This is a genomic window from Caulobacter rhizosphaerae (genome assembly GCF_010977555.1).
GTDB classification, from domain to species: Bacteria; Pseudomonadota; Alphaproteobacteria; order Caulobacterales; family Caulobacteraceae; genus Caulobacter; species Caulobacter rhizosphaerae.
This window is the reverse complement of sequence record NZ_CP048815.1, coordinates 1,768,620-1,792,860: the sequence shown is the minus strand read 5'-3', so window position 1 is coordinate 1,792,860 and position 24,241 is coordinate 1,768,620. Positions and strand designations below refer to the sequence as shown.

20 protein-coding genes are annotated in these 24,241 nt (G+C 68.8%); 12 read left to right on the top strand and 8 right to left on the bottom strand.

The features are described 5' to 3' along the window. Positions 1 to 134: 134 nt before the first annotated feature. The 11 genes from araD1 (at position 135) to G3M57_RS08485 (ending at position 15,089) form a co-directional block, all read left to right on the top strand. A complete protein-coding gene (araD1, locus tag G3M57_RS08535) occupies positions 135 to 1,130 on the top strand; it encodes an AraD1 family protein (protein ID WP_163229958.1) in 996 nt (331 codons plus the stop codon). Continuing rightward, complete coding sequence (locus G3M57_RS08530) at positions 1,127 to 2,053, top strand: Gfo/Idh/MocA family protein (protein ID WP_056752378.1); 927 nt, start codon at positions 1,127 to 1,129, stop codon at positions 2,051 to 2,053. Before araD1 ends, G3M57_RS08530 begins: the two co-directional genes overlap by 4 nt. A gap of 12 nt (positions 2,054 to 2,065) precedes the next feature. After that, entirely contained in the window at positions 2,066 to 3,604 is a 1,539-nt protein-coding gene (locus tag G3M57_RS08525) for an aldehyde dehydrogenase (NADP(+)) (RefSeq protein ID WP_056752383.1), read from the top strand. 337 nt (positions 3,605 to 3,941) lie between these two features. Next, complete coding sequence (locus G3M57_RS08520) at positions 3,942 to 5,039, top strand: ABC transporter ATP-binding protein (protein ID WP_230983924.1); 1,098 nt, start codon at positions 3,942 to 3,944, stop codon at positions 5,037 to 5,039. Then, the gene (locus G3M57_RS08515; protein ID WP_056752389.1) at positions 5,036 to 5,917 is read left to right on the top strand and encodes a carbohydrate ABC transporter permease; all 882 of its coding nucleotides are present in this window, start codon (positions 5,036 to 5,038) and stop codon (positions 5,915 to 5,917) included. The genes G3M57_RS08520 and G3M57_RS08515 overlap by 4 nt, the downstream gene beginning before the upstream one ends. Beyond that, positions 5,914 to 6,762 (top strand): carbohydrate ABC transporter permease, encoded by an 849-nt coding sequence (locus G3M57_RS08510; RefSeq protein ID WP_056752390.1) that lies wholly within the window; start codon positions 5,914 to 5,916, stop codon positions 6,760 to 6,762. The genes G3M57_RS08515 and G3M57_RS08510 overlap by 4 nt, the downstream gene beginning before the upstream one ends. Next, positions 6,759 to 8,066, top strand: coding sequence for an extracellular solute-binding protein (locus G3M57_RS08505; protein WP_163229954.1), 1,308 nt, complete (start codon positions 6,759 to 6,761; stop codon positions 8,064 to 8,066). The genes G3M57_RS08510 and G3M57_RS08505 overlap by 4 nt, the downstream gene beginning before the upstream one ends. A gap of 15 nt (positions 8,067 to 8,081) precedes the next feature. Further along, a complete protein-coding gene (gene arfA, locus G3M57_RS08500; RefSeq protein WP_056752396.1) occupies positions 8,082 to 9,593 on the top strand; it encodes an arabinosylfuranosidase ArfA in 1,512 nt (503 codons plus the stop codon). A 401-nt stretch (positions 9,594 to 9,994) separates the two neighbouring features. Then, positions 9,995 to 12,709, top strand: a complete 2,715-nt coding sequence (locus G3M57_RS08495; protein WP_056752400.1) for a TonB-dependent receptor — start codon at positions 9,995 to 9,997, stop codon at positions 12,707 to 12,709. 72 nt (positions 12,710 to 12,781) lie between these two features. Then, positions 12,782 to 13,789 (top strand): arabinan endo-1,5-alpha-L-arabinosidase, encoded by a 1,008-nt coding sequence (locus tag G3M57_RS08490; RefSeq protein ID WP_163229952.1) that lies wholly within the window; start codon positions 12,782 to 12,784, stop codon positions 13,787 to 13,789. A 145-nt stretch (positions 13,790 to 13,934) separates the two neighbouring features. Beyond that, positions 13,935 to 15,089, top strand: a complete 1,155-nt coding sequence (locus G3M57_RS08485; protein ID WP_056752404.1) for an aldose epimerase family protein — start codon at positions 13,935 to 13,937, stop codon at positions 15,087 to 15,089. A 123-nt stretch (positions 15,090 to 15,212) separates the two neighbouring features. Here the strand turns inward: G3M57_RS08485 and G3M57_RS08480 are convergent, their stop codons facing one another. From G3M57_RS08480 to G3M57_RS08460, 5 genes are read right to left on the bottom strand one after another with little or no spacing between them, the layout of a single operon-like run. Continuing rightward, positions 15,213 to 15,623, bottom strand: a complete 411-nt coding sequence (locus G3M57_RS08480; RefSeq protein WP_056752406.1) for a DUF1801 domain-containing protein — start codon at positions 15,621 to 15,623, stop codon at positions 15,213 to 15,215. Positions 15,624 to 15,648: 25 nt separating this feature from the next. Further along, positions 15,649 to 16,068: a DUF1801 domain-containing protein gene (locus G3M57_RS08475; protein ID WP_056752409.1), complete on the bottom strand. Its 420-nt coding sequence runs from the start codon at positions 16,066 to 16,068 to the stop codon at positions 15,649 to 15,651. A gap of 9 nt (positions 16,069 to 16,077) precedes the next feature. Continuing rightward, entirely contained in the window at positions 16,078 to 16,299 is a 222-nt protein-coding gene (locus G3M57_RS08470) for a hypothetical protein (RefSeq protein WP_056752411.1), read from the bottom strand. Between the two features lie 36 nt (positions 16,300 to 16,335). Continuing rightward, the gene (locus tag G3M57_RS08465; protein ID WP_056752413.1) at positions 16,336 to 16,767 is read right to left on the bottom strand and encodes an SRPBCC family protein; all 432 of its coding nucleotides are present in this window, start codon (positions 16,765 to 16,767) and stop codon (positions 16,336 to 16,338) included. Beyond that, a complete protein-coding gene (locus G3M57_RS08460) occupies positions 16,764 to 17,087 on the bottom strand; it encodes an ArsR/SmtB family transcription factor (RefSeq protein WP_056752417.1) in 324 nt (107 codons plus the stop codon). Before G3M57_RS08460 ends, G3M57_RS08465 begins: the two co-directional genes overlap by 4 nt. A 167-nt stretch (positions 17,088 to 17,254) precedes the next feature. Between G3M57_RS08460 and G3M57_RS08455 the strand changes: the two genes are divergently transcribed. After that, entirely contained in the window at positions 17,255 to 18,832 is a 1,578-nt protein-coding gene (locus G3M57_RS08455) for an aldehyde dehydrogenase (NADP(+)) (protein ID WP_056752420.1), read from the top strand. Between the two features lie 56 nt (positions 18,833 to 18,888). Here G3M57_RS08455 and G3M57_RS08450 read toward each other — a convergent pair whose 3' ends face one another. From G3M57_RS08450 to G3M57_RS08440, 3 genes are all read right to left on the bottom strand, one after another. Continuing rightward, positions 18,889 to 22,473, bottom strand: coding sequence for a hydantoinase B/oxoprolinase family protein (locus G3M57_RS08450; RefSeq protein WP_056752423.1), 3,585 nt, complete (start codon positions 22,471 to 22,473; stop codon positions 18,889 to 18,891). Between the two features lie 107 nt (positions 22,474 to 22,580). After that, entirely contained in the window at positions 22,581 to 23,147 is a 567-nt protein-coding gene (locus G3M57_RS08445) for a TMEM165/GDT1 family protein (RefSeq protein WP_056752425.1), read from the bottom strand. A 284-nt stretch (positions 23,148 to 23,431) separates the two neighbouring features. Next, positions 23,432 to 24,169, bottom strand: a complete 738-nt coding sequence (locus tag G3M57_RS08440; protein WP_056752428.1) for a DUF2793 domain-containing protein — start codon at positions 24,167 to 24,169, stop codon at positions 23,432 to 23,434. Between the last annotated feature and the right edge of the window lie 72 nt (positions 24,170 to 24,241).

Here is a 24,241-nt window from a genome sequence, read left to right as displayed (position 1 = left end):
GGTTCCCGTGCTATCACAGCGCCCAACCCGGCGATGACCGTGGCGACAACCCCGTCGATCCGGGTTTGACACCGTCCGACAGATCGCTATTTGTCTGACTAAATAGCCAAACCCGCTGGGAGGTAACGACAGCCATGGTGCTGCGGTTCGTGCAACTGAAGGAAAAGGACGGGGCGCGAATCCTCGCGGCGGTCAACGATTCGGGCCTGGCCCGTAAGGTCGAGGTGGCCGACACCCTGCTGGCCCTGGCCCAGGCGGCTCTGGCCGCCGGCGCCACCCTGGCCGAGGCCGCCCAGGCCCACCCGCTCGGCGCCGAGGTCGACATCCCCGCCGCCCTGGCCGAGGGCCGGGTGCTGGCCCCGATCGACCATCCCGATCCCGCCCACCTGGTGCTGACCGGCACTGGCCTGACCCACCTGGGCTCGGCCGAGGGCCGTGACAAGATGCACAAGGCCGCGCAGGCGGGCGAGCAGCTGACCGATTCGATGCGGATGTTCCTGATGGGCGTCGAGGGCGGAAAGCCCGCCGCCGGCGCCGTCGGGGCCCAGCCGGAATGGTTCTACAAGGGCGACGGCTCGCACGTCGTCGGCCACGGCGCACCGCTCACCTCGCCCGCCTTCGCCCAGGACGGCGGCGAGGAGCCGGAGATCGCCGGCGTCTACCTGATCGGCCCCGATGGCGCGCCGTATCGGCTGGGCTTCTGCCTGGCCAACGAGTTCTCCGACCACGTGATCGAGCGCGGCAACTATCTGTGGCTGGCCCACTCCAAGCTGCGCCAGGCGGCCCTGGGCCCCGAACTGCTGACCGGCGACCTGCCGGCCGACGTGCGCGGGGCCAGCAAGATCCTGCGCGGCGGCCAGGTGGTCTGGGAGAAGCCCTTCCTGTCGGGCGAGGCGAACATGTCCCACACGATCGCCAATCTCGAGCACCACCACTTCAAGTACGACATCTTCCGCAAGCCCGGCGACGTGCACGTGCACTTCTTCGGCACGGCCACCCTGTCGTTCTCGGAGGGCTTCCAGACGCAGGTCGGCGACGTGTTCGAGATCAGCGCCGCCCCGTTCCTCCACCCGGTCAGCAATCCCCTGGCCCTGGCCGAGGACAAGCCGGTGACGGTGCGCAGCCTGTGAGCAAGATCCGCCTGGCTCTCGTTGGCCTGGGCAAGATCGCCCGCGACCAGCACCTGCCCGCCATCGCCGCCGACGACCGGTTCGAGCTGGTCGCCATCGTCAGCCGCAACGCCGACCTGGAGGGCGTCGCCCACTTCACGACCCTGGCCGACCTGCTGGCCAGCGACGTGGCGGTCGACGCGGTGTCGCTGTGCACCCCGCCCCAGCCGCGCCACCCGCTGGCCCACCTGGCCCTGGCGGCCGGCAAGCACGTGATGCTGGAAAAGCCTCCCGGCGCGACGCTGAGCGAGGTCGAGGACCTGCGCCTGACCGCCGCCGCCCGCGGCCTGACCCTGCAGACCACCTGGCACTCGCGCTACGCCCAGGGCGTCGCGCCGGCCCGGGCCTGGCTGGCCGACAAGGCCATCAAGGCCGTGCGGATCGACTGGCGCGAGGACGTCCGCGTCTGGCACCCGGGTCAGACCTGGATCTGGGAGGCCGGCGGCCTGGGCGTGTTCGACCCGGGCATCAACGCCCTGTCGATCGCCACCGCCATCCTGCCCCGGCCGTTCTTCCTGACCGGCGCGGTGCTGCACGTGCCCGAGAACTGCCAGTCGCCGATCCAGGCCGAGCTGGACTTCGTGGACGCGGCCGGCGCGCCGGTCCGGGCGGAGTTCGACTTCCTGCAGACGGGCCCGCAGAGCTGGGACATCGCGGTCGAAACCGACGCCGGCGTGTTGAAGCTGTCGCATGGCGGCGCCAAGCTGTTCATCGACGGCGAACTGCTCCATGAGGGCCCGGACGCTGAATATGCCGGCCTCTACGACGCCTTCGCGCGTCTGGTGGCCGACGCCGCCAGCGACGTCGACGTCAGTCCGCTGCGTCACGTCGCCGACGCCTTCCTGCTGGGCCGACGGGTCGTCGCCCCGGCGTTCATCGAGTAGAGAAAGAACGACATGGCCGAAGCCGCTCCGAAAGCTGATTTGCGGGCCCTGAACCCCGCCACCAACGAACATTTCGGTCCCAGCTTCCCGGAGCCCAGCGCCGCCCAGATCGAGGCGGCCTGCGCCGCCGCGGCCGCCGCGTTCGACATCTATCGCGAGACGGATCTTGAGACCCGCGCGGCCTTCCTCGAGGCTATCGCCGCTGAGATCGAGGCGCTGGGCGACGAGCTGATCCAGACCGCCATGGCCGAGACCGGCCTGCCCCAGGCCCGCATCACCGGCGAGCGCGGCCGCACCTGCGGCCAGTTGCGGCTGTTCGCCCAGGTCGTGCGGCGCGGCGACTGGATCGGCGCGCGCATCGACCCGGCCCTGCCCGAGCGTACGCCCCTGCCCCGCGCCGACCTGCGCCAGCGCTTCATCCCGCTGGGCCCCGTGGTGGTGTTCGGCGCCAGCAACTTCCCGCTGGCCTTCTCGACCGGCGGCGGCGACACCGCTTCGGCCCTGGCGGCCGGCTGCCCGGTGATCGTCAAGGGCCACTCGGCCCATCCGAACACCGGCGCCATGGTCGGCAGCGCGATCGACAAGGCGATCAAGACCGCCGGCCTGCCCGCCGGCGTGTTCTCCATCCTGATCGGCCAGCAGCGCACCCTGGGCGCCGGCCTGGTCGCCGATCCGCGCGTCAAGGCCGTGGGCTTCACCGGCTCGCGGGCCGGCGGCGTGGCCTTCATGCGCATCGCCGCCGAACGCCGCGAGCCGATCCCGGTCTTCGCCGAGATGAGCAGCATCAACCCCGTGGTGCTGATGCCGGCCGCCCTGGCCGCCCGGGCCGAGGCCCTGGGGACGGCGTTCGTTGGTTCGCTGACCATGGGCGCGGGCCAGTTCTGCACCAATCCCGGCCTGATCTTCGCGCTCGAAGGTCCCGATCTCGACCGCTTCGAGGCCGCCGCCGTCGCCGCCCTGACCGTGGCCCCGCCGCACGTCATGCTGACCCCCGGCATCTTCGGCGCCTATGAGCAGGGCGTGAACCAACTGCTCGACCGCGACGGCGTCAAGCTGCTGGCGCGCGGCTGCGTCGGCGACGGCGTCAACCAGGCCGTTGGCGCGCTGTTCAGCGTCGACGCAGAGACCTTCCAGCGCGACGAGGTGCTGAGCCACGAGGTGTTCGGTTCGTCCTCGCTGATCGTACGCGTCAAGGACGCCGCCCAGCTGGCGACGGTCCTGGAAAGCCTGGAGGGCCAGCTGACCGCCACCCTGCAGATGGACCCGGCCGACGTCGAGGCCGCCCGGCCGCTGCTGCCGATCCTGGAGCGCAAGGCGGGCCGTGTCCTGGCCAATGGCTGGCCGACCGGCGTCGAGGTCTCGCACGCCATGGTCCACGGCGGTCCGTTCCCGGCGACGTCCGACCCGCGCAGCACGTCGGTGGGCACGCGCGCCATCGAGCGCTTCCTGCGTCCGGTCTGCTACCAGGACATCCCCGACGCCCTGCTGCCGGCCGCGCTGAAGGCCGACAACCCGCTGGGCGTTCGGCGGGCCATCGACGGGGTGCTGTAGGCCGCCTCTCGGCAAAGGGGACGGGCGCTTGCGCTCGTCCCCGTCGTTAAAGCTGAGCTCCGACGGGCAGGCCATATAGTCGGACAATAACGCGCGTCGGCACAGCTCCGGTTTGCCCGCCTTTCGCCAACTATCCCCACTCACATTTCATCTTGCGCCATCCAGGATTCAACGTTATCCCGCTTTTGTCTGAGTAAATAATCAGACCAGCGCGCCACCAAGGCGAGCGGAAACAAAGGCGCTCGGCGCCGCGTGATCGGGAGGAGACGGCGGCTTCACGCCATCCTTCCGCCTTGCGGGCCGCCGAGCCGTCCGGGGGGAGCAGACCGTGGCGCGCGTGCGGCTTGACCATCTGAGCAAGAGCTTCGGTTCCGTGGCCGTGCTCGACGACATCCGCCTCGACATCGCGCCCGGCGAATTCATCGCCTTCCTCGGCCCCTCGGGCTGCGGCAAGTCCACGCTGCTCCGGATGATCGCCGGGCTGGAGACAGTGGAGACCGGCCAGATCCACATCGGCGAGCGACGGGTCGATCCCCTGCCGCCGGGCGACCGCGGCGTGGCCATGGTGTTCCAGCACTACGCCCTCTATCCGCACATGACGATCTTCGAGAACATGGCGTTCGGCCTGCGCAACGCGAAGGTTCCGAAAGCCGAGATCGAAGCGCGCGTGGCCGAAGCCGCCCGGATCCTGGAGATCGAGCGGTTCCTGAAATCCAAGCCCGGCCAGCTGTCGGGCGGCCAGCGCCAGCGCGTCGCCATCGGCCGGGCCATCGTCAAGAAACCCGACCTGTTCCTGTTCGACGAGCCGCTGTCCAACCTCGACGCCGCCCTGCGCATGCGCACCCGACTGGAGCTGGCCCAGCTGCGCCGCCGGGTGCAGGCGACGATGATCCTGGTCACCCATGACCAGGTCGAGGCCATGACCCTGGCCGACCGCATCGTGGTGATGAGCGACCGCCGGATCCAGCAGGTCGGGACTCCGATGGAGATCTACGCCCGGCCCGCCAACCGCTTCGTGGCCACCTTCGTCGGCTCGCCCCCGATGAGCTTCCTGGACGTCACCCTGGACGCCGGCGTGGATGGACTGGCCCGCGCGACCCTGCCCGGCGGCGCGAGCCTCGACACCGACGTCCCCCTCGCGGCCCTGCCGACCAGCCCGACCTGGCGCCTGGGCTTGCGCGCCGAAGGGGTGAAGGTCGTGGCGCCGGGCGCCGGCCTGGTCGACGCCCAGGTCGAGTTCGTCGAGCGCCTGGGCGACCGCACCCTGGTCTATCTGCGCCTGACCGACGGCGCGACGATCACCGCCGAGGACGTCGGGGCCAGTCGCGCGGCCATGGGCGACCGGGTCGGCCTGGCCCTCGACGGCGCCAGGCACCTGTTCGACGCCGACGACCGCGCCCACTACGGCCCATCGCCGATCGGCGGCCAGCCATGACCGCCGCCTCGTCGCGCAAGAGCCGCTGGACCAACGGCCTGTTTGTCGGGCCCTACCTGCTCGTCTACCTGGCCTTGCTGCTCTACCCGCTGCTGGCCGGCGTCTGGCTGAGCCTGCACAAGGCCGACCTGTTCGGCGGCGAGGCGTTCGTCGGCATCGAGAACTTCAGCCGGCTGCTGCGCGACACGGTCTTCCTGCAGGCGGTGCGCAACACCTTCCTCTTCGTGCTGCTGACCGTTCCGCCGCTGGCGGTGATCGCGCTGGGCCTGGCCATAGCCTTGAACCGCCCCACCCGCGCGGCGGCCATCTTCCGGGGCGTGTTCTTCAGCTCGTCGGTGCTGTCGGTGACCATCGTCACCCTGATCTGGCGGCTCGTTCTGATCCCCGACGGCGGTCTGATCGCCAACCTGATGCACGCGGTCGGCCGGCCGCCGCTTCCCCTGCTCAGCCACCCGGACCTGGTGCTGCCCGCCATCGCCCTGACCACCGTCTGGTGGTGCCTGGGCCTGCCGATGATGCTGTACCTGGCCGCCCTGCAGCAGGTTCCAGCCGAACTCTATGAAGCCGCCGCCCTTGACCGGGCCGGGCCGTGGAAGACGCTGACCCGCGTCACCCTGCCCTCGATCCGCCGGACCATCGTGCTGGTGGTGATCATCCAGTGCGTGCTGCAGTTCCAGCTGTTCGGCCAGGCCCAGCTCTTGACCCAGGGCGGTCCCAACGGCGCCTCGCGGCCGATCGTGCTGTTCATCTACGAGGTCGGCTTCCGGCGCTGGGACATCGGCTACGCCGCCGCCGCCTCGGAGATCCTGTTCGGCCTGATCCTGGTCGCCACGATCCTCCAGTACGTCACGACCCGCGACAAGGCGGCGAGCCGATGAGCGCCCTGGACCGCGCCGCCGGGCGCAACCCCTGGATCGACCGCGTCGGCTGGGCCGCCCTGACCCTGGCGGCCGTGGTCATGGTCCTGCCGCTGCTATGGACCGTGGGCCTGTCCCTGAAGGCCAACGGCGAGCTGCTGCGCGACACCGCCTCGGTGTTTCGCGCGCCCTACACGCTGGAGAACTATGGCTCGATCCTGGCCCGCCCCGCGGTCTTCCGCTGGCTGGCCAACAGCCTGGTGGTTTCGCTGTGCACGACCGCCGGCGTCCTGGTGCTGTCGTCCCTGGCCGGCTACGGCTTCGCCCGGCTGGAGTTCCCGGGCCGCAAGTGGCTGTTCGCCCTCGTATTATTCGGCCTGGCCGTGCCCGAGCAGTCGGTGATCATCACCCGTCACCAGCTGTTTTCCGCCCTGCACCTGCACAACACCTACCCCGGCCTGGTGCTGCCCGGCCTGGCCGCGCCGTTCGGGGTCTTCCTGATGACCCAGTACTTCAAGGCCATTCCCGCCGAGCTGGACGAGGCGGCGATGCTGGACGGCGCCAGCCGCCGGCAGGTGTTCTGGAAGGTGCTCCTGCCCCTGACCCTGCCGGCCCAGGCGACCCTGGGCATCTTCACCTTCCTGTCGTCGTGGAACGACTACTGGTGGCCGCTGATCTCGGCGACGCGCAGCGAAATGTTCACCCTGACCGTCGGCGTCGCCAGTTCGCAGATCAACTTCGCCCAGACCAGCGGCCTGGGCTTTCTGATGGCCCAGGCGGTGTTCGCCAGCGCGCCGATCCTGGTCGTCTATGTGTTCTTCCAGAAGTACATCGTGCGGGCGGTGTCGGGAGCGGCGGTGCGATGAGCCGTCTTCGCGTCCTTGCCCTGGCCGCTATGGCCCTGGTCCTGACCAGTTGCGCGAAACAGGCGGACATCACCCAGATCACCGTCCAGCGCATCTTCGGCGAGTGCCGCTCGGCCGGAGCCGGGGCGCGCAATCCCGACGGCGAGTGCGAGATCATCACCGGCCTGCTGGATCAGTTCCAGCGCGAGAACCCCGACATCCGGCTGAAGGTCAACATCGCCGCCTGGCCCGGCTACGACCAGCTGTCGGCCCAGTTCGCGGCCGGCGATCCGCCCGACCTGGTGACCATGCACATGTCAGCGATCTCGGACTACCAGTCGCGGGGCCTGATCGAACCGATGGGCCCTGGGCTGGAAAGCGTCGGCGTCGATCCCGCCGCCTTCACCCGCGCCGCCCGCGAGGGGGTGACCAAGAACGGCCAGGTCTGGGGCCTGCCCTTCGACAACTGGGCGCCGCTCTGGCATGTCAACCTGAACCAGTTCCGCCAGGCGGGGCTGGTCCGGGACGGCCAGCCGATCCTGCCGACCAGCGCCGACGAGCTGTTGATCCAGGCCCGCCAGTTCAAGGCGGCCACGGGCAGGCCCTATCTGGTCCAGGCCATGGCCAACGAGACGGCCAGCTACACCCGCAACCTCTACACCTGGCTGATGACCCAGGACGCGGCGTTCTTTCCCGATCCCAAGCACATCAAGCTGACAACGCCGGAAGCCCATCGGATCGTGGCGCTGCTCAAGCAGATGTACGACGAGAACCTGACGACCAAGGACCAGGACTATCCGGCCGCCACTAGCGGTTTCATGAACGGCGACGGCGGGGTCTATCTGGTCGGCACCTGGATGATCGGCACGTTCGAGGCGGAATCGCATACGCCGGGCCGGCCGCTGTCGAACGGCTACGCGGTCATGCCCTATCCGCGGCTGTTCGGGACCCGCGATGCGGCCTATGTCGACGGCCACGCCTGGGTCGTGCCGCACCGCGAGCGCACGCCGGCCCAGCGCGTCGCCGTCTATCGCCTGGTGCGGTTCCTGGCCGACCACGACTACGACTGGTCGCGCACCGGCCACCTGCCGGCCATGCAAGCGGTGATCGACAGCCCCCGCTTCAAGGCCCTGCCCCATCGCCAGGCCATCGCGCCGCTGGCGACCATCGGCCAGACCCTGCCGCCCCAGGTCCAGCGCCAGTTCGCCATCCAGGACATCATCGGCGACGAGATGGCCAGCGCCATCACCGGCCGCAAGCCGATCGACACCGCCCTCGCCGACGCCGAGCGACGCGTCAACGACCTGCTGTTCCACCTTCTCTAGCCTTACGAGTCCGCCATGCTGACCGCCAAGATCATCGCCGACGCCGACTTCGTGGTGGCGCCGCTGGACCGCCGGATCTTCGGCACTTTCGTCGAGCACATGGGCCGCTGCGTCTATGGCGGCATCTACGAGCCCGGCCACCCCACCGCCACGCCCGAGGGCTTTCGCCAGGACGTGCTGGACCTGACCAGGGAGCTGGGCGTCACCCTGGTCCGCTATCCGGGCGGCAACTTCCTGTCGGGCTACAACTGGGAGGACGGCGTCGGGCCCAAGGAAGAGCGCCCCGTCCGCCTGGACCTGGCCTGGCATTCGACCGAGACCAACCAGTTCGGGACCAACGAGTTCATCACCTGGTGCCGCAAGGCGCAGCTGGAGCCGATGTTCGCGGTCAATGTCGGCACGCGCGGCGCCGACGAGGCCCGTCACTTCCTGGAATACTGCAACCATCCGGGCGGAACCTACTACTCCGACCTGCGCCGATCGCACGGCTACGAGCAGCCGCACGGGGTCAAGTTCTGGTGCATCGGCAACGAGATGGACGGTCCCTGGCAGATCTGCGCCAAGACCTCGGCCGAGTATGGCCGCATCGCCCAGGAGACCGGCAAGGTGATGAAGTGGGTGGATCCCACCATCGAGCTGACCGCCTGTGGCTCGTCCCAGCGAGCCATGCCCACCTACGGCAAGTGGGAATACGAAGTGCTGGACCAGTGCTTCGACCAGGTCGACTACATCTCGCTGCACCACTACTGCCGCAACGACGCCGACGATATCCACGAGTTCCTGGCCACGATCGACGACCTGGACCACTTCATCCGCGAGGTGGCCGCGATCGCCGACGCCGTGGCGGCCAAGCGCCGCTCCAAGAAACGGATCATGCTGTCGCTGGACGAATGGAACGTCTGGTACAAGGCCAGCGGCCCCGACGACCTGAAAAAGCCTGGCTGGCCCGAGGCCCCGCCGCTGATCGAGGAGGTCTATAATCACGAGGACGCCTTGGTGGTGGGCGGCTGCCTGATCGTGATGATGAACAATGCCGACCGCGTGAAGGCCGGTTGCCTGGCCCAGTTGGTCAATGTGATCGGCCCGATCATGACGGAAACCGACGGCCCGGCCTGGCGCCAGACCATCTTCCACCCGTTCGCCGACTGCGCCCGCCACGGCCGCGGCGAGGTGTTGAGGCTGAAGGTCGAGACCGGCACGTTCCCGACCAAAGCCCACGGCGAGGTCCCCAACCTGCTGGCGACGATCGTGCGCGATCCCGACACCGGCGCGGCCACCCTGTTCGCCCTGAACCGCAGCGTCACCGACGACATGGCGCTGTCGGTCGACCTGCGCGGCCTGGCCGACGGGCTGGTGATCGCCGGTTCGACCCAACTGCACGATCCGGACCTGAAGAAAACCAACACCAAGGCCGCGCCGGACGCCGTCTCCCCGGCCGCCAATCCTACCGCCAGGCTGGAAGCCGGCCGCCTGACCGCGACGCTGAAGCCTCAGTCCTGGAACGTGATCAGCCTGGCGCGAGGCTGATTCAGCGAGACGGTGGCCGCGCCTCCGGCCGCCGCCGCTTCCAGACCGCGGCCGCGCGAATCGGCCATGCCAATCTCGATCATTTGTCTGACCAAGGTTCGCGCACTTTTCACGAACGACACCACGGCCACGCGCACCCAGCCCGGGGCCCGCCGCGGCCGCGATAGCGTCCAGTGAGCCAACCTCATCATGTTGTTTTAATTACTTTATTGCCATTTATCATAACAATCAACGAGCCCTATGCGGGTGCATCGTGCCCCTTGAGGAACAAAGAACGTCGTTCATTTTTTTGATCACGCGCAGGCAATCCTCTTGCGCTCAATTTATTTGTCAGACAAGATGACGGTCATCGAGAAACGCCCCGCGCAGACGGGGAGACGATGAACCTGGGAGGGAAATCCATGACTACCGGCATCCAGAAGCCGATGCGCTCCGCCGTGCGCCGCGCCCTGCTGATCTCGGCCGCCTCGGCCATGACCTTGCTGGCCGCCGCGCCGGCCCTGGCGCAGACCGCGGCGACGAAGGACGACCAGACGGTCGAGGAGATCGTCGTCACCGGCCAGCGGCAGGCCGCCCAGAGCGCTCAGCAGATCAAGAGGAACAACGACCTGGTCGTCGACTCCATCGTCGCCGAGGACGTCGGCAAGCTGCCCGACAACAATGTCGCCGACGCCCTGGCGCGGGTCACCGGCATCCAGGTCCGTCGCGACTCCGGCGAGGCCAATTCGGTGCTGATCCGCGGCCTGCCCAACCTGGTGACCCTGCTCAACGGCCGCGAGGTGTTCACGACCACCGGCCGCTACATCGCCCTGGCCGACATTCCGGCCAACATGCTGCAGCGGGTCGACGTCTATAAGAGCGCCGCGGCCGACCAGATCGAAGGCGGCATCGCCGGATCGATCGACGTCCGCACCCGCCGGCCGTTCGACTTCGCCGGCGCCCAGTTCAACGCCTTCGGCCACGGGGTCTATTCCGACAAGGCCAAGGCCTGGAATCCGGACTTCGGGGCCACCGCTTCGAACCGCTGGGAAACCAGCGCCGGCGAGTTCGGCGCGCTGCTCGGGGTGTCGTTCGTCGACCGCGACTATCACGAGGAGCGCGCCTTCAACGTCCGCTCCGACGACCACACCGGCTCGTTCAGTCCGGCCCACCCGCTGCCGGCGGGCGTGACCTCGATCAACGGCCCCTTTGTGATGGGCTACATCCCGATCGCCGGCGAGCGCAAGCGCAAGGCGGCCAACTTCGCCCTGCAATGGCGCCCGGACGACACCAGCGAGCTCTACCTCGAAGGCTTCGTCACCGACTACAAGAACGTGTTCGAACTGGATTTCCTGGTGGGCCTGCCCTGGCTGGGCGACGGCAACCTGTCGGCCACCGTGTTCCCCGGCACCAACCAGCTGAAGACGCTGACCAACCATAACGTCTTCACGATCATGTCGACCCAGGCCAACGACCAGCATTCCAACACCAACCAGTTCTCGGCCGGCGGCTACAAGGAACTGGGCAGCTTCAAGCTGTCGACCGACCTGTCGGTGACCAACTCGTTCTTCCGGTACGAGAACCCGATCATGGACACCTCCACGATCGTGCCGCTCGTGCAGGTCGACACCAGCCACGGCGGCACGGCCCAGCTGAACTACAACAGCCCCGGCTACGACATCACCAATCCGGCCGCCTATACGATCGAGAACTGGTTCGACAACTACGGCAAGCAGACCGGGACCTCGGTCGACTGGCGCGCCGACGTCGTCTACACCGCCCCCTCCGATGAGTTCATCCGCGAGATCAGCGCCGGCTTCCGTTACGCCGACCGCAGCGCCGAATCCAACCAGTCGTACGGCGGCGCGGCCTATCCGTTCACTCACACCTCGGTCAGCACCCTGCCGGGCCTGAACGGCGTGTCGGAGAAGATGGCCAGCGGCGGTCCGGACTACGTCACCACTCAGTGGTACACGCCCAGCGCCTCATACCTGCTCAACAACACCGACAAGGTCCGGGCCCAGACGGCGCTGCTGTACGACCGCAACGCCACCAGCGCGGCCCTGTTCGCCCTGCGCAACGACCCTGTCACCGGCAAGCGGCGGATCGACCCGGGCATGTTCTTCTCGGACGTCGAGAAGACCTATGCCGGCTACGTACAATCCAAGATTGGCGGCGACCTGGGCAGCGTGCCGTGGAGCGGCGTGGTGGGCCTGCGCCTGGTCCGCACCGAGCAGACCCTGGGCGGCAACAATGTCGACACCGCCAGTCCGATCCTGGCCTATACGCCGACCAGCAAGAAGAACTCGTCGGTCGACCTGCTGCCCAGCGCGAACTTGAAGTTCAACCTGCGTCCCGACCTGATCGGCCGCATCTCGCTGGGCCGCACGGTCACCCGTCCCGACTTCGCCCAGCTCAATCCGGGCGTCTCGCTGTCGACCGTGGCGTCAAACACCACCTTCCTCTCCGGCTCCGGGGGCAATCCGAACCTGAAACCGGTGACCTCCGACAGCCTGGACACCTCGCTGGAATGGTACTTCGCCGCCGACGGCTTCCTGACGCTGGCCTATTTCCACCGCAACATCGACGGCTATGTCGAGACCACCTCGGCCAACGAAGTGATCAACGGCACCACCTACATCATGACGCGCCCCAGCAACTCGGGGAAGGACAAGCTGGACGGCGTCGAACTGGGCTACCAGCAGTTCTACGACTTCCTGCCCGGACCGCTGAGCGGCCTTGGCCTGCAGGCCAATCTCACCTTCATGGACGGGTCGATGGAGAACGCCGTCACCGGCGTGAAGACCGACTTCCGCGGCCTGTCGAAGTGGTCCTACAACGTGGCGGTTCTCTATGAAAAAGGTCCGATTTCGGGTCGCCTGGCCTATAACTGGCGCCAACACTTCCTCGACACGCCCAACTTCGAGAACAGCGGCTTCGACCTGATCGCCGACAACACCGCCCAGATGGACGGCAGCCTCTCCTACAAGGTGGGCGACAAGCTCACCCTGACCCTGGAAGGCGTCAACCTGCTCGACACCGAGTTCAAGGACTACTTCACCGACAAGCACCTGTATCCGCGCGACACCCGTCGCTACGACCGCCAGGTCCTGATCGGCTTCCGCTGGAAGATGTAGAACCCGCGCCCGGCCGGGCTCTCGGCCGGGCGCCCCCTTCTCGTCTCTTGCTTTCCGGCGCCGGAGGTCCTGATGCTGACCCGCAGACACGCCCTGGCCGGCAGCCTCTCGACGGCCAGCCTGGTCGCCGCGTCGGCCATGGCCGAGGCCCGCCTCAACGATCGGATGACCGGCGACCTGTCGCCCGTGCACGACCCCTGCATCATCCGGCAGGGCGGGACCTATCACCTGTTCTGCACCAGTCAGGCCAACCAGAAGCCTGGCCTGATCCATTGGCGCACCTCGCCTGACCTGGTGACCTGGACCCTGATCGGCGCGGTCATGCCCACCCTGCCCGACTGGGCGCAGGGAGAGGTCCCCGGCGTGCGGGGCGCCTGGGCGCCGGACATCAGCCTGATCAACGGCCGCTACCACCTCTATTACGCCCTCTCGACGTTCGGAAAGAACCGTTCGGCCATCGCCCTCCAGACCACGCCGACCCTGGACCGGTCCGACCCGGCCTTCGGCTGGCGCGACGAGGGCGTCGTATTGGCCTCCAAGCCCAGCGACGACTTCAACGCCATCGATCCCAACATCGTCGCCATGCCGGACGGCCGCGTCTGGATGAGCTTCGGCAGCTTCTGGTCGGGTCTCAAGCTGGTCGAGATCGATCCTTCGACCGGCAAGCCCAGCCCCGGCGCGGCCCCGGCGGCGATCGCCGCCCGACCCCGGCCCAGCGCCATCGAAGCGCCCTGCATCGTCGAGCGCGACGGCTGGTTCTATCTGTTCGCCTCGTTCGACTTCTGCTGCCGGGGCGCCGACAGCACCTACTATACCGTGGTCGGCCGTTCGAAGGCCGTGGCCGGGCCCTATGTCGATCGCGACGGCAAGCCGATGATGAAGGGCGGCGGCTTCATCGTGCTGCACGCCGACCTGGATCCGGCCAAGCGCTTCAAAGGGCCAGGCCACGTGGCCGTGCTGCGCGACGACGGCCGTGACCACATCGTCTATCACGCCTACGACGCCCGCAAAGGCGGTGTTCCCACCCTGCGCATTCAGCCCCTGGGATGGACCGACGACGGATGGCCCATAGCCCTTTGAGCCGTTCCGCACATGGGTTTGCGCCCTTCCGGAACGAGGGCTCGCTCTTTCCGCCCCGCTTCGATTGCGCAGGCTCCAATTGTCGGACTATATGATCGCCAAGCGCCATCCAGAGCCGCTCGCGATCGTTGGAACGAGGAACCCCATGAAGACTTCAGGCCGCACACTGACCGGCGCCCTCCTGGCCGCCACCGCCATCGCCCTCCCGGCGGGGGCCTTCGCGGCCGACTATGCCCGCGCCCCGTTCGGCAAGACGCCCGACGGCGTCGCGGTCGAGGCCATCACCCTGACCAATGGCAAGGGCGTCAGCGCCACCGTGATCACCTACGGCGCCACCCTGCAGTCGCTGATCGCGCCCGGCCGCGACGGAACCAAGGCCGACATCGCCCTGGGTTTCAAGGACGCCGAGGCCTACGCCAAGAACGCCAGCTATTTCGGCGCCTCGGTCGGCCGGTTCGCCAACCGCATCGGCAAGGGCCGCTTCACCCTGGACGGCAAGACCTACCAGCTGGCCCTGAACAACAACGGCGTCGCCGCCCTGCACGGCGGGGTCAAGGGCTTCGACAAGCAGGTCTGGAAGGTCGCCGAGGTCAAGCGCGGCCCGGTCGCCTCGGTCACCTTCACCTATGTCAGCCCCGACGGCGAGGAAGGCTATCCCGGAACCCTGACCGCCACGGCGACCTACGCGCTGGATGAGCAAAACCAACTGACCATCACCTATGGCGCGACCACCGACAAGCCGACCATCGTCAACATGACCAACCACGCCCTGTTCAATGTCGCCGGCGAAGGCTCGGCCGACGGCGCGATGGGCAATGTCCTGACCCTGGCGTCCGATGGCTATACGCCGGTCGACGCCGAGCTGATCCCCACGGGCCAGATCACGCCGGTGGCCGGCACGCCGTTCGACTTCCGCAAGCCGCGCGTGGTGGGCGAGCGGGTCCGCGACGCCCGCGACCCGCAGATGGTCATCGGCCGCGGCTACGACCACAACATGGTGCTGACCGGCAAGGCCGGCGGCGCGCCGCGTCTGGCGGCGCGCCTGGCCGATCCCAAGAGCGGCCGGGTGCTGGAGATCCTCAGCGACCAGCCCGGCATTCAGTTCTACACCGGCAACTTCATCGACGGCACGACGGTGAGCAAGAGCGGCAAGATCTATCGCCAGGGCGACGGCATCGCCTTGGAGCCGCAGCACTTCCCCGACGCCCCCAACAAGCCGGCCTTCGCGCCGGTGCGGCTGGATCCGGGCCAGAAGTACAGCAACGTCATGGTCTTCAAGCTGACCACCGATAAGAAATAGCCCACCCCCTCTCCTTGTGGGAACCGGCGGCCCGCTAAACAGGTCGCATGGGAAGGAAACGCCGCGAGGGCCGACAGGCCGTCGCGGCGTTCGCCTTTTATCGTTGGAAGCCTTCGAGGCGCGTCAGGCGCGCTTCTTCGCCGTCCGCGTCGAAACGTTCAACGCCACGGTGGCGCGGATCAGCGCCTTGAACGCCTCTTCGTCGATCGCCTCGCCCTGGCGGAAGTCGATGGCCCGCCGGGTGGCGCCTTCCAGGCTGGAATTGAACAGGCCCGAAGGATCCTCCGCCGACGCGCCCTTGGGGAAGGTCGTCTTCACGGCGGCCTTGTAGGTCTCACCGGTGCAGAGGATGCCGTCGTGCGACCACACCGGTATGCCCCACTTCCACTCCTCGACCACGTCGGGGTCGGCCTCGTGGATCAGCTTTCGGATCCTGGCCAGCGTCTCGCCGCGCCAATCGTCCAGCGCCGCAATCGCCTTGTCGATCAGTTCGGACGGCGGGCCTTCCAGCGGGCCGCCCATCTTCTTCTTCATGGTCCTCATACCTCGTCGTAACGGCTCACATGTGTTCGCCGGGCAATTGGCTGGCCTGTCTCACCCAGTCGGTGAACTGGGCCTCGTCGATCGGGTCGTCTTCGTGGATGTGGAGATACCGAACGTCCTTCTGCTTGGAGGCGACCGGCGGCTGGGGATCGAGCGCCGCGCCGCGGAAGAAGGCCACCTTGACGTACTTCGCGTAGCAATGAACGGCGAGAAACCAGCTCTTCTCCTCGACGCCGTAGAACGGCGAGTTCCACTTCACCGCCTTGCGCACGCCGGGAACAGCGGCCTGGATCAGCGCGTCCAGCTTGCGCCCGACCTGGCTTTTCCAGCCCGGCATGGCGGCGATATAGGCCTGGACCGGGGTGTCGCCGTCTCCCTTGGCGATCTGCGGGTTGCCGCCCGACAGCAGCTTCGGTTCGGACCTCTCCCCGGCCACGGCTCCCTCCTAGCCTTGCGCGCGCCGTCCGCTTCGCCCCTTGGCGACATAGGGCAGCACGAACATGTACAGGCCGCTGACCAGCAGCAGGATCAGCGGGACCAGGGCGAACAGCCCGACCCAGCCTGGGGGCTGCCCCTTGGTCATGACGATCATGTAGCCGATGACGCCGGCCGTGAAGAGGATCGACAACCAGCGATGGGTCTGTCGGATGAGGGCGTTCCAGTTCAAGGGTCTTTCTCCTTCGGGATCGGGCGCTGCGGACGGCTAGTCCAGCCGCTCCAGCAGTTGGTCCAGATTGCCCAGGAACGACTTCCAGCCGGCGTGGGCGCCGCCGTAGGCCTGCTTCTGGTCGGGATGGAAACCGGCCTGCTCGACGCGCAGGTGCGTGCCCGTGGCGGTCGGGGTCAGGGTGAAGGTCACCACGCTCTGGAGGTTGTAGGCCGCGTCCTCGTGGGCGAAATCCCAGGTATAGGACAGGGTCTTCTGGGGCTCGACGGCCAGAACCTTGCAGTCCAGCACCCCGCCCCACTCCCCGCGCAGGTTGAAGCTGTGGCCCACCTGGGGCTTGAAGTCGTTCTTCATCAGCCATTCCTCCATCAGGTGCGGCTGGGTCAGGGCGCGCCAGAGCTTTTCCGGCGGATGAGCGATGTCACGCTCGACGACGACGGAACGGGTTTGCGTCGCGGTGCTGGTCATTGGTCCATCCTGTTGAGCAGGTCTTCGAGATTGTCGAACCGGGTTTCCCAGAACCCGGCCATGCGGCTTGTCCAGTCGACCAACGGGGCCAGGGCGTTCAGCTGGGCGCTGTAGTGCGTCTGCCGGCCCTCATGACGGTCGCTGACTAGGCCGGCCTGCTTGAGCACCCCAAGATGCTTGGAGACCGCCGGCTGCGAGACTCCGGCCAAGGCCGTCAGGGCCCCGACCGTCTGTTCGCCGTCGCGGCACAGCCGCTCGAAGATCCCACGTCGGGTGGGATCGGCGAGCGTCTTGAAAAGCAGGTCGTGAGCGTCCGTCATGAAAAACCGATAACCCGTTGGCTATGGGTTACTCATAGCTGGCGAGTTATGAGTCAGTCAAGGCCTGCCGAAAGCTTCGAAATCGGCCGGTATCCGAGCCATCGGCTTGACGTCTATGGGAGCGGTATCATCTAAGACCCGTTCAACGACGACACGAGGATCGCGCCATGACCATCACCGGAGAGCTTCTGATCGACGGCGGCGCCCGCCCCGGGACCGGCGGCGCGATCCACGCGGTCGACCCCAGCACCGGAGCCACCCTGGACGTGACCTTCGGTGGCGCGACCAAGGCCGATCTCGACGAGGCCTGTGCCCTGGCGGCCGCGGCCTTCGGGCCCTATCGCGCCACCTCGCCCGAGCAGCGGGCCGTGTTCCTGGAAACCGTCGCCGCCAAGATCGAGGCGATCGGCGACGACCTGATCGTTCGGGCCATGGCCGAGACCGGCCTGCCCCGCGCCCGCCTGGAAGGCGAGCGCGGCCGCACCATGGGCCAGCTGAAGATGTTCGCCGGCGTGCTGCGCGACGGCGGCTGGCTGGAGGCCCGGATCGACCCGGCCCAGCCGGACCGCAAGCCGCTGCCGCGTCCGGACCTGCGCCTGCGCAACGTGCCGCTGGGTCCGGTGGCGGTGTTCGGCGCCAGCAACTTCCCGCTGGCCTTCTCGGTGGCCGGCGGCGACACCGCCTCGGCCCTGGCGGCCGGCTGCCCGGTGGTGGTCAAGGCCCACCCGGCGCATCCGGGTACGTCGGAACTAGTCGGCCGCGCCGTTCAGGAGGCCGTGAAGGCATGCGGCCTGCCGTCGGGCGTCTTCGCCCTGCTGCACGACGCCGGCATCGAGATCTCGCAAGGCCTGGTCGCCGACGCCCGCATCAAGGCCGCGGGCTTCACCGGGTCGCGCCGCGCGGGCCTGGCCCTGACGGCCGTCGCCCAGGGCCGTCCCGAGCCGATCCCGTTCTACGCCGAGATGAGCAGCATCAACCCGGTGCTGCTGCTGCCGAACGCCCTGAAGGCGCGCGGCGCGGCCATCGCCCCCGAGTTCGTCGCCGCTCTCACCCAAGGCGCCGGTCAGTTCTGCACCAATCCCGGCCTGATCCTGGGCATCGACGGCCCCGAGCTGGACGCCTTCCTGGCGGCCACCGCCGAGGTGATCGCCAAGGCCCCGGCCGGCCAGATGCTGACCCCCGGTATCTGCAAGGCCTATACCGGCGGCGTGAAAGCCCTGGCCGAAACCTCGGGCGTCACCGAGGTGGCGCACGGCCTGGAAGGCGGCCACGGCCAGGGCCGCGCGACCCTGTTCTCGGTGGACGCCGCCACCTTCCTGGCCACGCCGCACCTGCAGGACGAAGTGTTCGGCGCCGCCTCGCTGGTGGTCCGCGCCCAGGACCTGGCCCAGCTGACCCAGGTGCTCGCCGCCCTGGAAGGCCAGCTGACCATCGCCGTGCACATGGACGAGGCCGACACAGACCTGGCCCGCGCCCTGCTGCCGACCCTGGAGCTGAAGGCCGGCCGCGTGCTGGTCAACGGCTTCGGCACCGGCGTCGAGGTCGGCCACGCCATGGTCCACGGCGGCCCGTTCCCGTCGACTTCCGACAGCCGCTCGACCTCGGTCGGTTCGCTGGCGATCTTCCGCTTCCTGCGGCCGGTCAGCTACCAGAACCTGCCGGCGGCCCTGCTGCCGGTGGAACTGCAGGACGCCAACCCGCTGGGCATCGCGCGGCGGGTGGATGGCAAGGTCGTGCTGGCCTAGGCGCCTCGCCTCGGTCGGGGACAGGCGCATGCGCCTGTCCCCAATCGTTCCTCGGCCTAAACCGCCCCGTAGCCCCCGCCACCGGGGGTCTCAATGACGATTGAATCCCCCGCCGCGACCTCCACAGCGTCGGTCGCGCCGAGCACCTGAACCGAGCCGTCCTCCCGCTCGACGCGGGCCGCGCCCAACGCGCCTGGACCACCGCCCGCCAACCCGAACGGCGCCACCCGTCGGCGGTTGGACAGCAGGGTCGCCGTCATCGGTTCGCGGAAGCCGATCCTGCGCACCACCCCGTCGCCGCCGCGACGGGCGCCGGCCCCGCCCGAGCCGCGCCGGATCGAGAACGCCTCGACCAGCACCGGATAGCGGCTCTCCAGCACCTCCGGGTCGGTCAGGCGGCTGTTGGTCATGTGGGTCTGGACCGCGTCGGCGCCGTCGAAGTCCGGCCCGGCCCCGGCCCCGCCGCAGATGGTCTCGTAATATTGCCGCCGGTCGTCGCCGAAGGTGAAGTTGTTCATCGTCCCCTGGGCGGCCGCCATCACCCCCAGCGCGCCATAGAGGGCGTCCACCACCACCTGGCTGGTCTCGACATTGCCGGCCACCACCGCCGCCGGATAGCGCGGCCGCAGCATCGAGCCCTCGGGGATCACCAGCTCGACCGGCCGCAGGCAGCCGTCGTTCATCGGGATCTCGTCGTCGACCAGGGTGCGGAACACGTAGAGCGCCGCCGCCCGGCAGATCGAGGCCGGGGCGTTGAAATTGGTCGGGACCTGGTCGCTGGTGCCGGTGAAATCGACCCGCGCGATGCGCGTCGCGCGGTCCACCGTGATCGCCACCTTCACCACCGAACCGTCGTCCAGTTCGTAGGCGAAGGCCCCGTCCGACAGGGTGGCCAGCACACGCCGCACGGCCTCCTCGGCGTTGTCCTGCACGTGAGCCATGTAGGCCTCGACCACCGCCTGGCCGAACTCGGCGACCAGGCCCGTCAGGCTTTCGGCGCCGCGCGCGCACGCCGCCACCTGGGCCTTGAGGTCGCCGATGTTCTGGTCGGGATTGCGGGCCGGCCACTTGCCCGAGGCCAATAGCGCCCGAACCTCGGCCTCGCGGAACCGCCCGCCCTCGACCAGCAGGAAGTTCTCGATCAGCACCCCCTCCTCCTCGACGGTGCGGCTGCCCGGCGGCATCGAACCCGGCGTGATCCCGCCGATATCGCCCTGGTGGCCCCGCGCCGCGACATAGAAGGCCAGCGCCCCGGCCGCGTCGAACACCGGCATGACCACGGTCACGTCCGGCAGGTGGGTGCCGCCGTTATAGGGCGCGTTGAGCATGTAGACGTCGCCGGGCAGGAGGCCCCGGCGATCGTGCAGCCGTCCGTCGCGGACAGCCCGCACGCTGTCGCCCATCGAGCCCAGGTGCACGGGCATGTGCGGGGCGTTGGCGATCAGGGCGCCGTCGCGGTCGAACAGGGCGCAGGAGAAGTCCAGCCGCTCCTTGATGTTGACGGAATAGGCGGTGTTCTGCAGCGCGAAGCCCATCTCCTCGGCCACGGCCATGAACAGGTTGTTGAACACCTCCAGCATCACAGGATCGGCCTTGGTCCCGGCCGCCTGGCGCGGGGCCAGGGCGACGACGCGGTCGATGATCAGGTTCAGGTGGCGGTCGACCGTCGCCCGCCAACCAGGCTCGATCACCGTGGTGCCGGTGTCTTCGCGGACGATGGCCGGCCCCGCCACCTCGCCGCCGATCGGCAGGGCGGCGCGGTCGAACACCGGCGCGGCGTGCTCGGCGCCGGCCATGCGGACGGTGAGGACCGCCAGGGGCTCGGGCTTGGAGTCCGCGCCGAGGCCCAGGTCCGGCGCCCCGCCGGCGTCGGCGTGACCGATAGCTTCCACGGCCAGAGCCTCGACGACCAGGGCCGTGCCCGGCGAGACGAAGCCAAAGCGCCGATGGTGCAGGGCCTCGAAAGCCTCGCCCACGGCCGCCGCGTCGCCCAGCGGCACGCGCAGCGGGGTGTCGGTCCCGGCGTACTTGACCAGCACGCTGGCGATCGTCTCGACCCGGACCAGCGGCGCGTTCTGGGCCCACAGCGCGGCCTCGGCCTCGCTCGCCAGGACGGCCGCGCGGCCGGTCAGGTCTTCGGCGGCGTCGGCCAGCGGCCGCTCCACTGTCGCCTCGCGCAGGGTCCGCAGGTCGGCCAGGCCCATGCCGTAGGCGCTGAGCACCCCGGCGAAGGGGTGGATCATCACCTCGGTCATGCCCAGGGCGTCGGCGACCAGGCAGGCATGCTGGCCGCCCGCCCCGCCGAAGCAGGCCAACACGTAGCGGGTGACGTCGTAGCCGCGCTGGATCGAGATCTGCCGCACGGCCTTGGCCATGTTCTCCACGGCGATGGTGACGAAACCCTCGGCGATCTCGACCGGCGTCATGGCCCTGCCGGTCGCGACCAGGATCTCGGCCGCGAGCGCCTCGAATTTCGCCGTGACCACGTGGCGATCCAGCGGCTGGTCGGCGTTCGGGCCGAACACCGCCGGGAAGAAGTCGGGCGACAGCTTGCCCAGCATGACGTTGCAATCGGTCACGGTCAGCGGCCCGCCACGCCGGTAGCAGGCCGGGCCGGGATTGGCGCCGGCCGAGGCCGGGCCGACCCGGAACCGCGCCCCGTCGAACGAACAGATCGAACCGCCGCCGGCCGCCACGGTGTGGATGTTCATCATCGGCGCGCGCATCCGCACCCCGGCCACCACCGTCTCGTAGGCCCGCTCGTACTCGCCCGCGAAGTGGCAGACGTCGGTCGAGGTGCCGCCCATGTCGAAGCCGATCACCCGCTCGAAGCCGGCCTGGGCCGCCGTCCTGGCCATGCCGACGACCCCGCCGGCCGGACCGGACAGGATCGCGTCCTTGCCCCGGAAGGCGTGGGCGTCGGTCAGGCCTCCGTTGGATTGCATGAACAGCAGCCGGGTCTCGCGCCCCAGGGCGTCGGCGACCTTGTCGACATAACGGCGCAGGATCGGCGACAGGTAGGCGTCGACCACGGTCGTGTCCCCGCGCCCGACCAGCTTCATCAGCGGGCTGACCTCGTGACTGACCGACACCTGGGTGAAGCCGACCTCGCGGGCGATCGCCGCGACCCTCGCCTCGTGATCGGTGAAGCGAAAGCCGTGCAGCAGCACGACGGCCACGGCCCGAAAGCCGGCGTCGAAGGCGGCCTGCAGCCCCGCGCGGGCCCCGAGCTCGTCGAGCGGCCGCAGCACCGCGCCCTCGACGCTGATCCGTTCGTCGACCTCGACCACGTGGCCGTACAGCGCCTCGGGCTTGACGATCCGCCGGTCGAACAGCTTGGGCCGGGCCTGGTAGCCGATGCGCAGGGCGTCGGCGTGGCCCCGGGTGATCGCCAGGACCGTGGGCTCGCCCGCCCGCTCGAGCAGGGCGTTGGTGGCCACGGTGGTGCCCATCTTGACCGCGTCGATGGCGCCGTCGCCGTCCAGCAGCGCCCGCACGCCGGCCACCGCCGCGTCGTCATACTGCTCGGGGTTTTCCGACAGCAGCTTGTGGGTCAGCAGGGTCCCGTCCGGGCGCCGCGCGACGATGTCGGTGAAGGTGCCGCCTCGGTCGATCCAGAACTCCCAGCCGCGGTCGGTCATCAAGATCCCCTTCGTCGGATCCCTTTTGGCGCTGAGGCTGGTCGGTATCAAGGACTCTGGCCGCCCGCACGATCGGGGACAGGCGCATGCGCCTGTCCCCAGCCCACTCAGCGCATCGCCTCCACGCCCGCCCAGATCCCCAGGCCCAGGAAGATCAGCGCCGCGCCCAGGCGCACATATTTCAGCGGCACGATCTTGGTCGCCGCCTCGCCCAGGTACACGGCGGGGATGTTGGCGGCCATCATGCCCACGGTGGTGCCGGCCGCCACCCAGAACACGTCATGGAAGCGCGCGCCCAGGGCGACCGTGGCGATCTGGGTCTTGTCGCCCATCTCGACCAGAAAAAAGGCGATGGTGGTGGTCAGGAACACCCCATAGCGACCCGCGCCGCCGGGCAGATCGTCGTCGGCCTTGTCGGGGATCAGGGCCCAGGCGGCCATGGCGACGAACGAGACGGCGATGGCCCACTTGAACCAGGCGCCGTCGAACAGGCCCGAGACCAGCGATCCAGCCAGGGCCGCCAGGGCGTGGTTGGCCAGGGTGGCGACCAGTATGCCCAGGATGATGGAAACGGGCTTCTTGAAGCGGGTGGCCAGGATAATGGCCAGAAGCTGGGTCTTGTCGCCGATCTCGGCGATGGCCACCACGAGGGCCGAAACGAGCAGGGATTCCATGAAATCAAACCGTCCGGGCCGAGCGCACGCCAATAGCGTCGGAGACCCCGCCCAGCCCGGAACGGAAACCGACGCCATTGGTCTCGCCGCGGAAGCCGATGGCCTCCTTCACCCGCGCCATGCCCCTTCCCGATGAAAGAAAGGAGGCAAGTGTGTTGACGACGGGCCCCGCTGATCGGCGCGGGCGGCTACTCCCCAAAGGTGCGGGGTGAGTAGCGGCGTTGGGTGTGGAGGTCAAGTCGCGCTGCGGCTGGGGACAGGCGCATGCGCCTGTCCCCGTCCTCTCAGATCGCCGCCGGCGGGTCGAACCGCATCGCGTGGATCGACACCCGCACCTTGCCGCCGGTGAAGGCGCCGCCAGACGACGTGATCACCACCGGCGTGTCGGCGTAGTAGGCCGTCGGGCCGATCACCCCCACATTGCTGGCGTTCTTGGCCACGCCCAGCGCGGCGCCGAACTTGCCCGCCTCGCCGGCCACGCCGCAGCTGTAGGAGGTCGCTCCGGTGATCGCCGCGCTGGTGCGGGTCGAGACGCCCAGCACGATGGCGCGGGCCGGGATCATCACGGTCGTGGCCACCGAGGCGCCGGACAGGGTCACCTCCTGCTCGAGAATCTCGAATCGCGTGGCGGCGAAGAACGGCGAGCGAGCGGCCGTCAGGGCCTTGAAGGTCGAGGACAGCGGAGTCCAGTTCTCGCCGTCGTGGATCAGGGCCAGGCCCTCGTCGATGATCCAGGCCAGCCAGCCGGCCCTGGGCGTCAGGGCCTCCCAGACGCCGTCGACATAATGGGCCAGCAGGCCGGCGGCCTTGTCGAACCAGGCGGCGCCGGTCGCGCCGGTCGGCAGGATGTGCATCGCCCCGTCGGCCGGGGAAGCCGGCTGGGCGGCGACGGTCCGGCTCTGGACCGCCAGCTGGACCAGGCCGTCCAGCCTGCCGAGGGCCTCGTTGACGGTGATGTGCTTCTGGGCCTGGCCGGCCGCTAGGAAGGGCAGCGACAGGCGAGGCGTGGTGGTGTTGGACATGGGAACTCCTGGAGGGTTTCAACGCCTCCAGTGTCGCCCCGCCGCGAGTCCCCGAGGATCGACAGCCGTGGA

Excerpts from the sequence above, each read along its gene's own strand:
- G3M57_RS08495 (WP_056752400.1), top strand. The coding sequence starts at position 9,995 with ATGACTACCGGCATCCAGAAGCCGATGCGCTCCGCCGTGCGCCGCGCC.
- G3M57_RS08525 (WP_056752383.1), top strand. The coding sequence starts at position 2,066 with ATGGCCGAAGCCGCTCCGAAAGCTGATTTGCGGGCCCTGAACCCCGCC.
- arfA (WP_056752396.1), top strand. The coding sequence starts at position 8,082 with ATGCTGACCGCCAAGATCATCGCCGACGCCGACTTCGTGGTGGCGCCG.
- G3M57_RS08485 (WP_056752404.1), top strand. The coding sequence starts at position 13,935 with ATGAAGACTTCAGGCCGCACACTGACCGGCGCCCTCCTGGCCGCCACC.
- G3M57_RS08455 (WP_056752420.1), top strand. The coding sequence starts at position 17,255 with ATGACCATCACCGGAGAGCTTCTGATCGACGGCGGCGCCCGCCCCGGG.
- G3M57_RS08515 (WP_056752389.1), top strand. The coding sequence starts at position 5,036 with ATGACCGCCGCCTCGTCGCGCAAGAGCCGCTGGACCAACGGCCTGTTT.
- G3M57_RS08465 (WP_056752413.1), bottom strand. The coding sequence starts at position 16,767 with ATGACCAGCACCGCGACGCAAACCCGTTCCGTCGTCGTCGAGCGTGAC.
- G3M57_RS08480 (WP_056752406.1), bottom strand. The coding sequence starts at position 15,623 with ATGAAGAAGAAGATGGGCGGCCCGCTGGAAGGCCCGCCGTCCGAACTG.
- G3M57_RS08510 (WP_056752390.1), top strand. The coding sequence starts at position 5,914 with ATGAGCGCCCTGGACCGCGCCGCCGGGCGCAACCCCTGGATCGACCGC.
- G3M57_RS08445 (WP_056752425.1), bottom strand. The coding sequence starts at position 23,147 with ATGGAATCCCTGCTCGTTTCGGCCCTCGTGGTGGCCATCGCCGAGATC.
- G3M57_RS08440 (WP_056752428.1), bottom strand. The coding sequence starts at position 24,169 with ATGTCCAACACCACCACGCCTCGCCTGTCGCTGCCCTTCCTAGCGGCC.
- G3M57_RS08460 (WP_056752417.1), bottom strand. The coding sequence starts at position 17,087 with ATGACGGACGCTCACGACCTGCTTTTCAAGACGCTCGCCGATCCCACC.
- araD1 (WP_163229958.1), top strand. The coding sequence starts at position 135 with ATGGTGCTGCGGTTCGTGCAACTGAAGGAAAAGGACGGGGCGCGAATC.
- G3M57_RS08490 (WP_163229952.1), top strand. The coding sequence starts at position 12,782 with ATGCTGACCCGCAGACACGCCCTGGCCGGCAGCCTCTCGACGGCCAGC.
- G3M57_RS08450 (WP_056752423.1), bottom strand. The coding sequence starts at position 22,473 with ATGACCGACCGCGGCTGGGAGTTCTGGATCGACCGAGGCGGCACCTTC.
- G3M57_RS08505 (WP_163229954.1), top strand. The coding sequence starts at position 6,759 with ATGAGCCGTCTTCGCGTCCTTGCCCTGGCCGCTATGGCCCTGGTCCTG.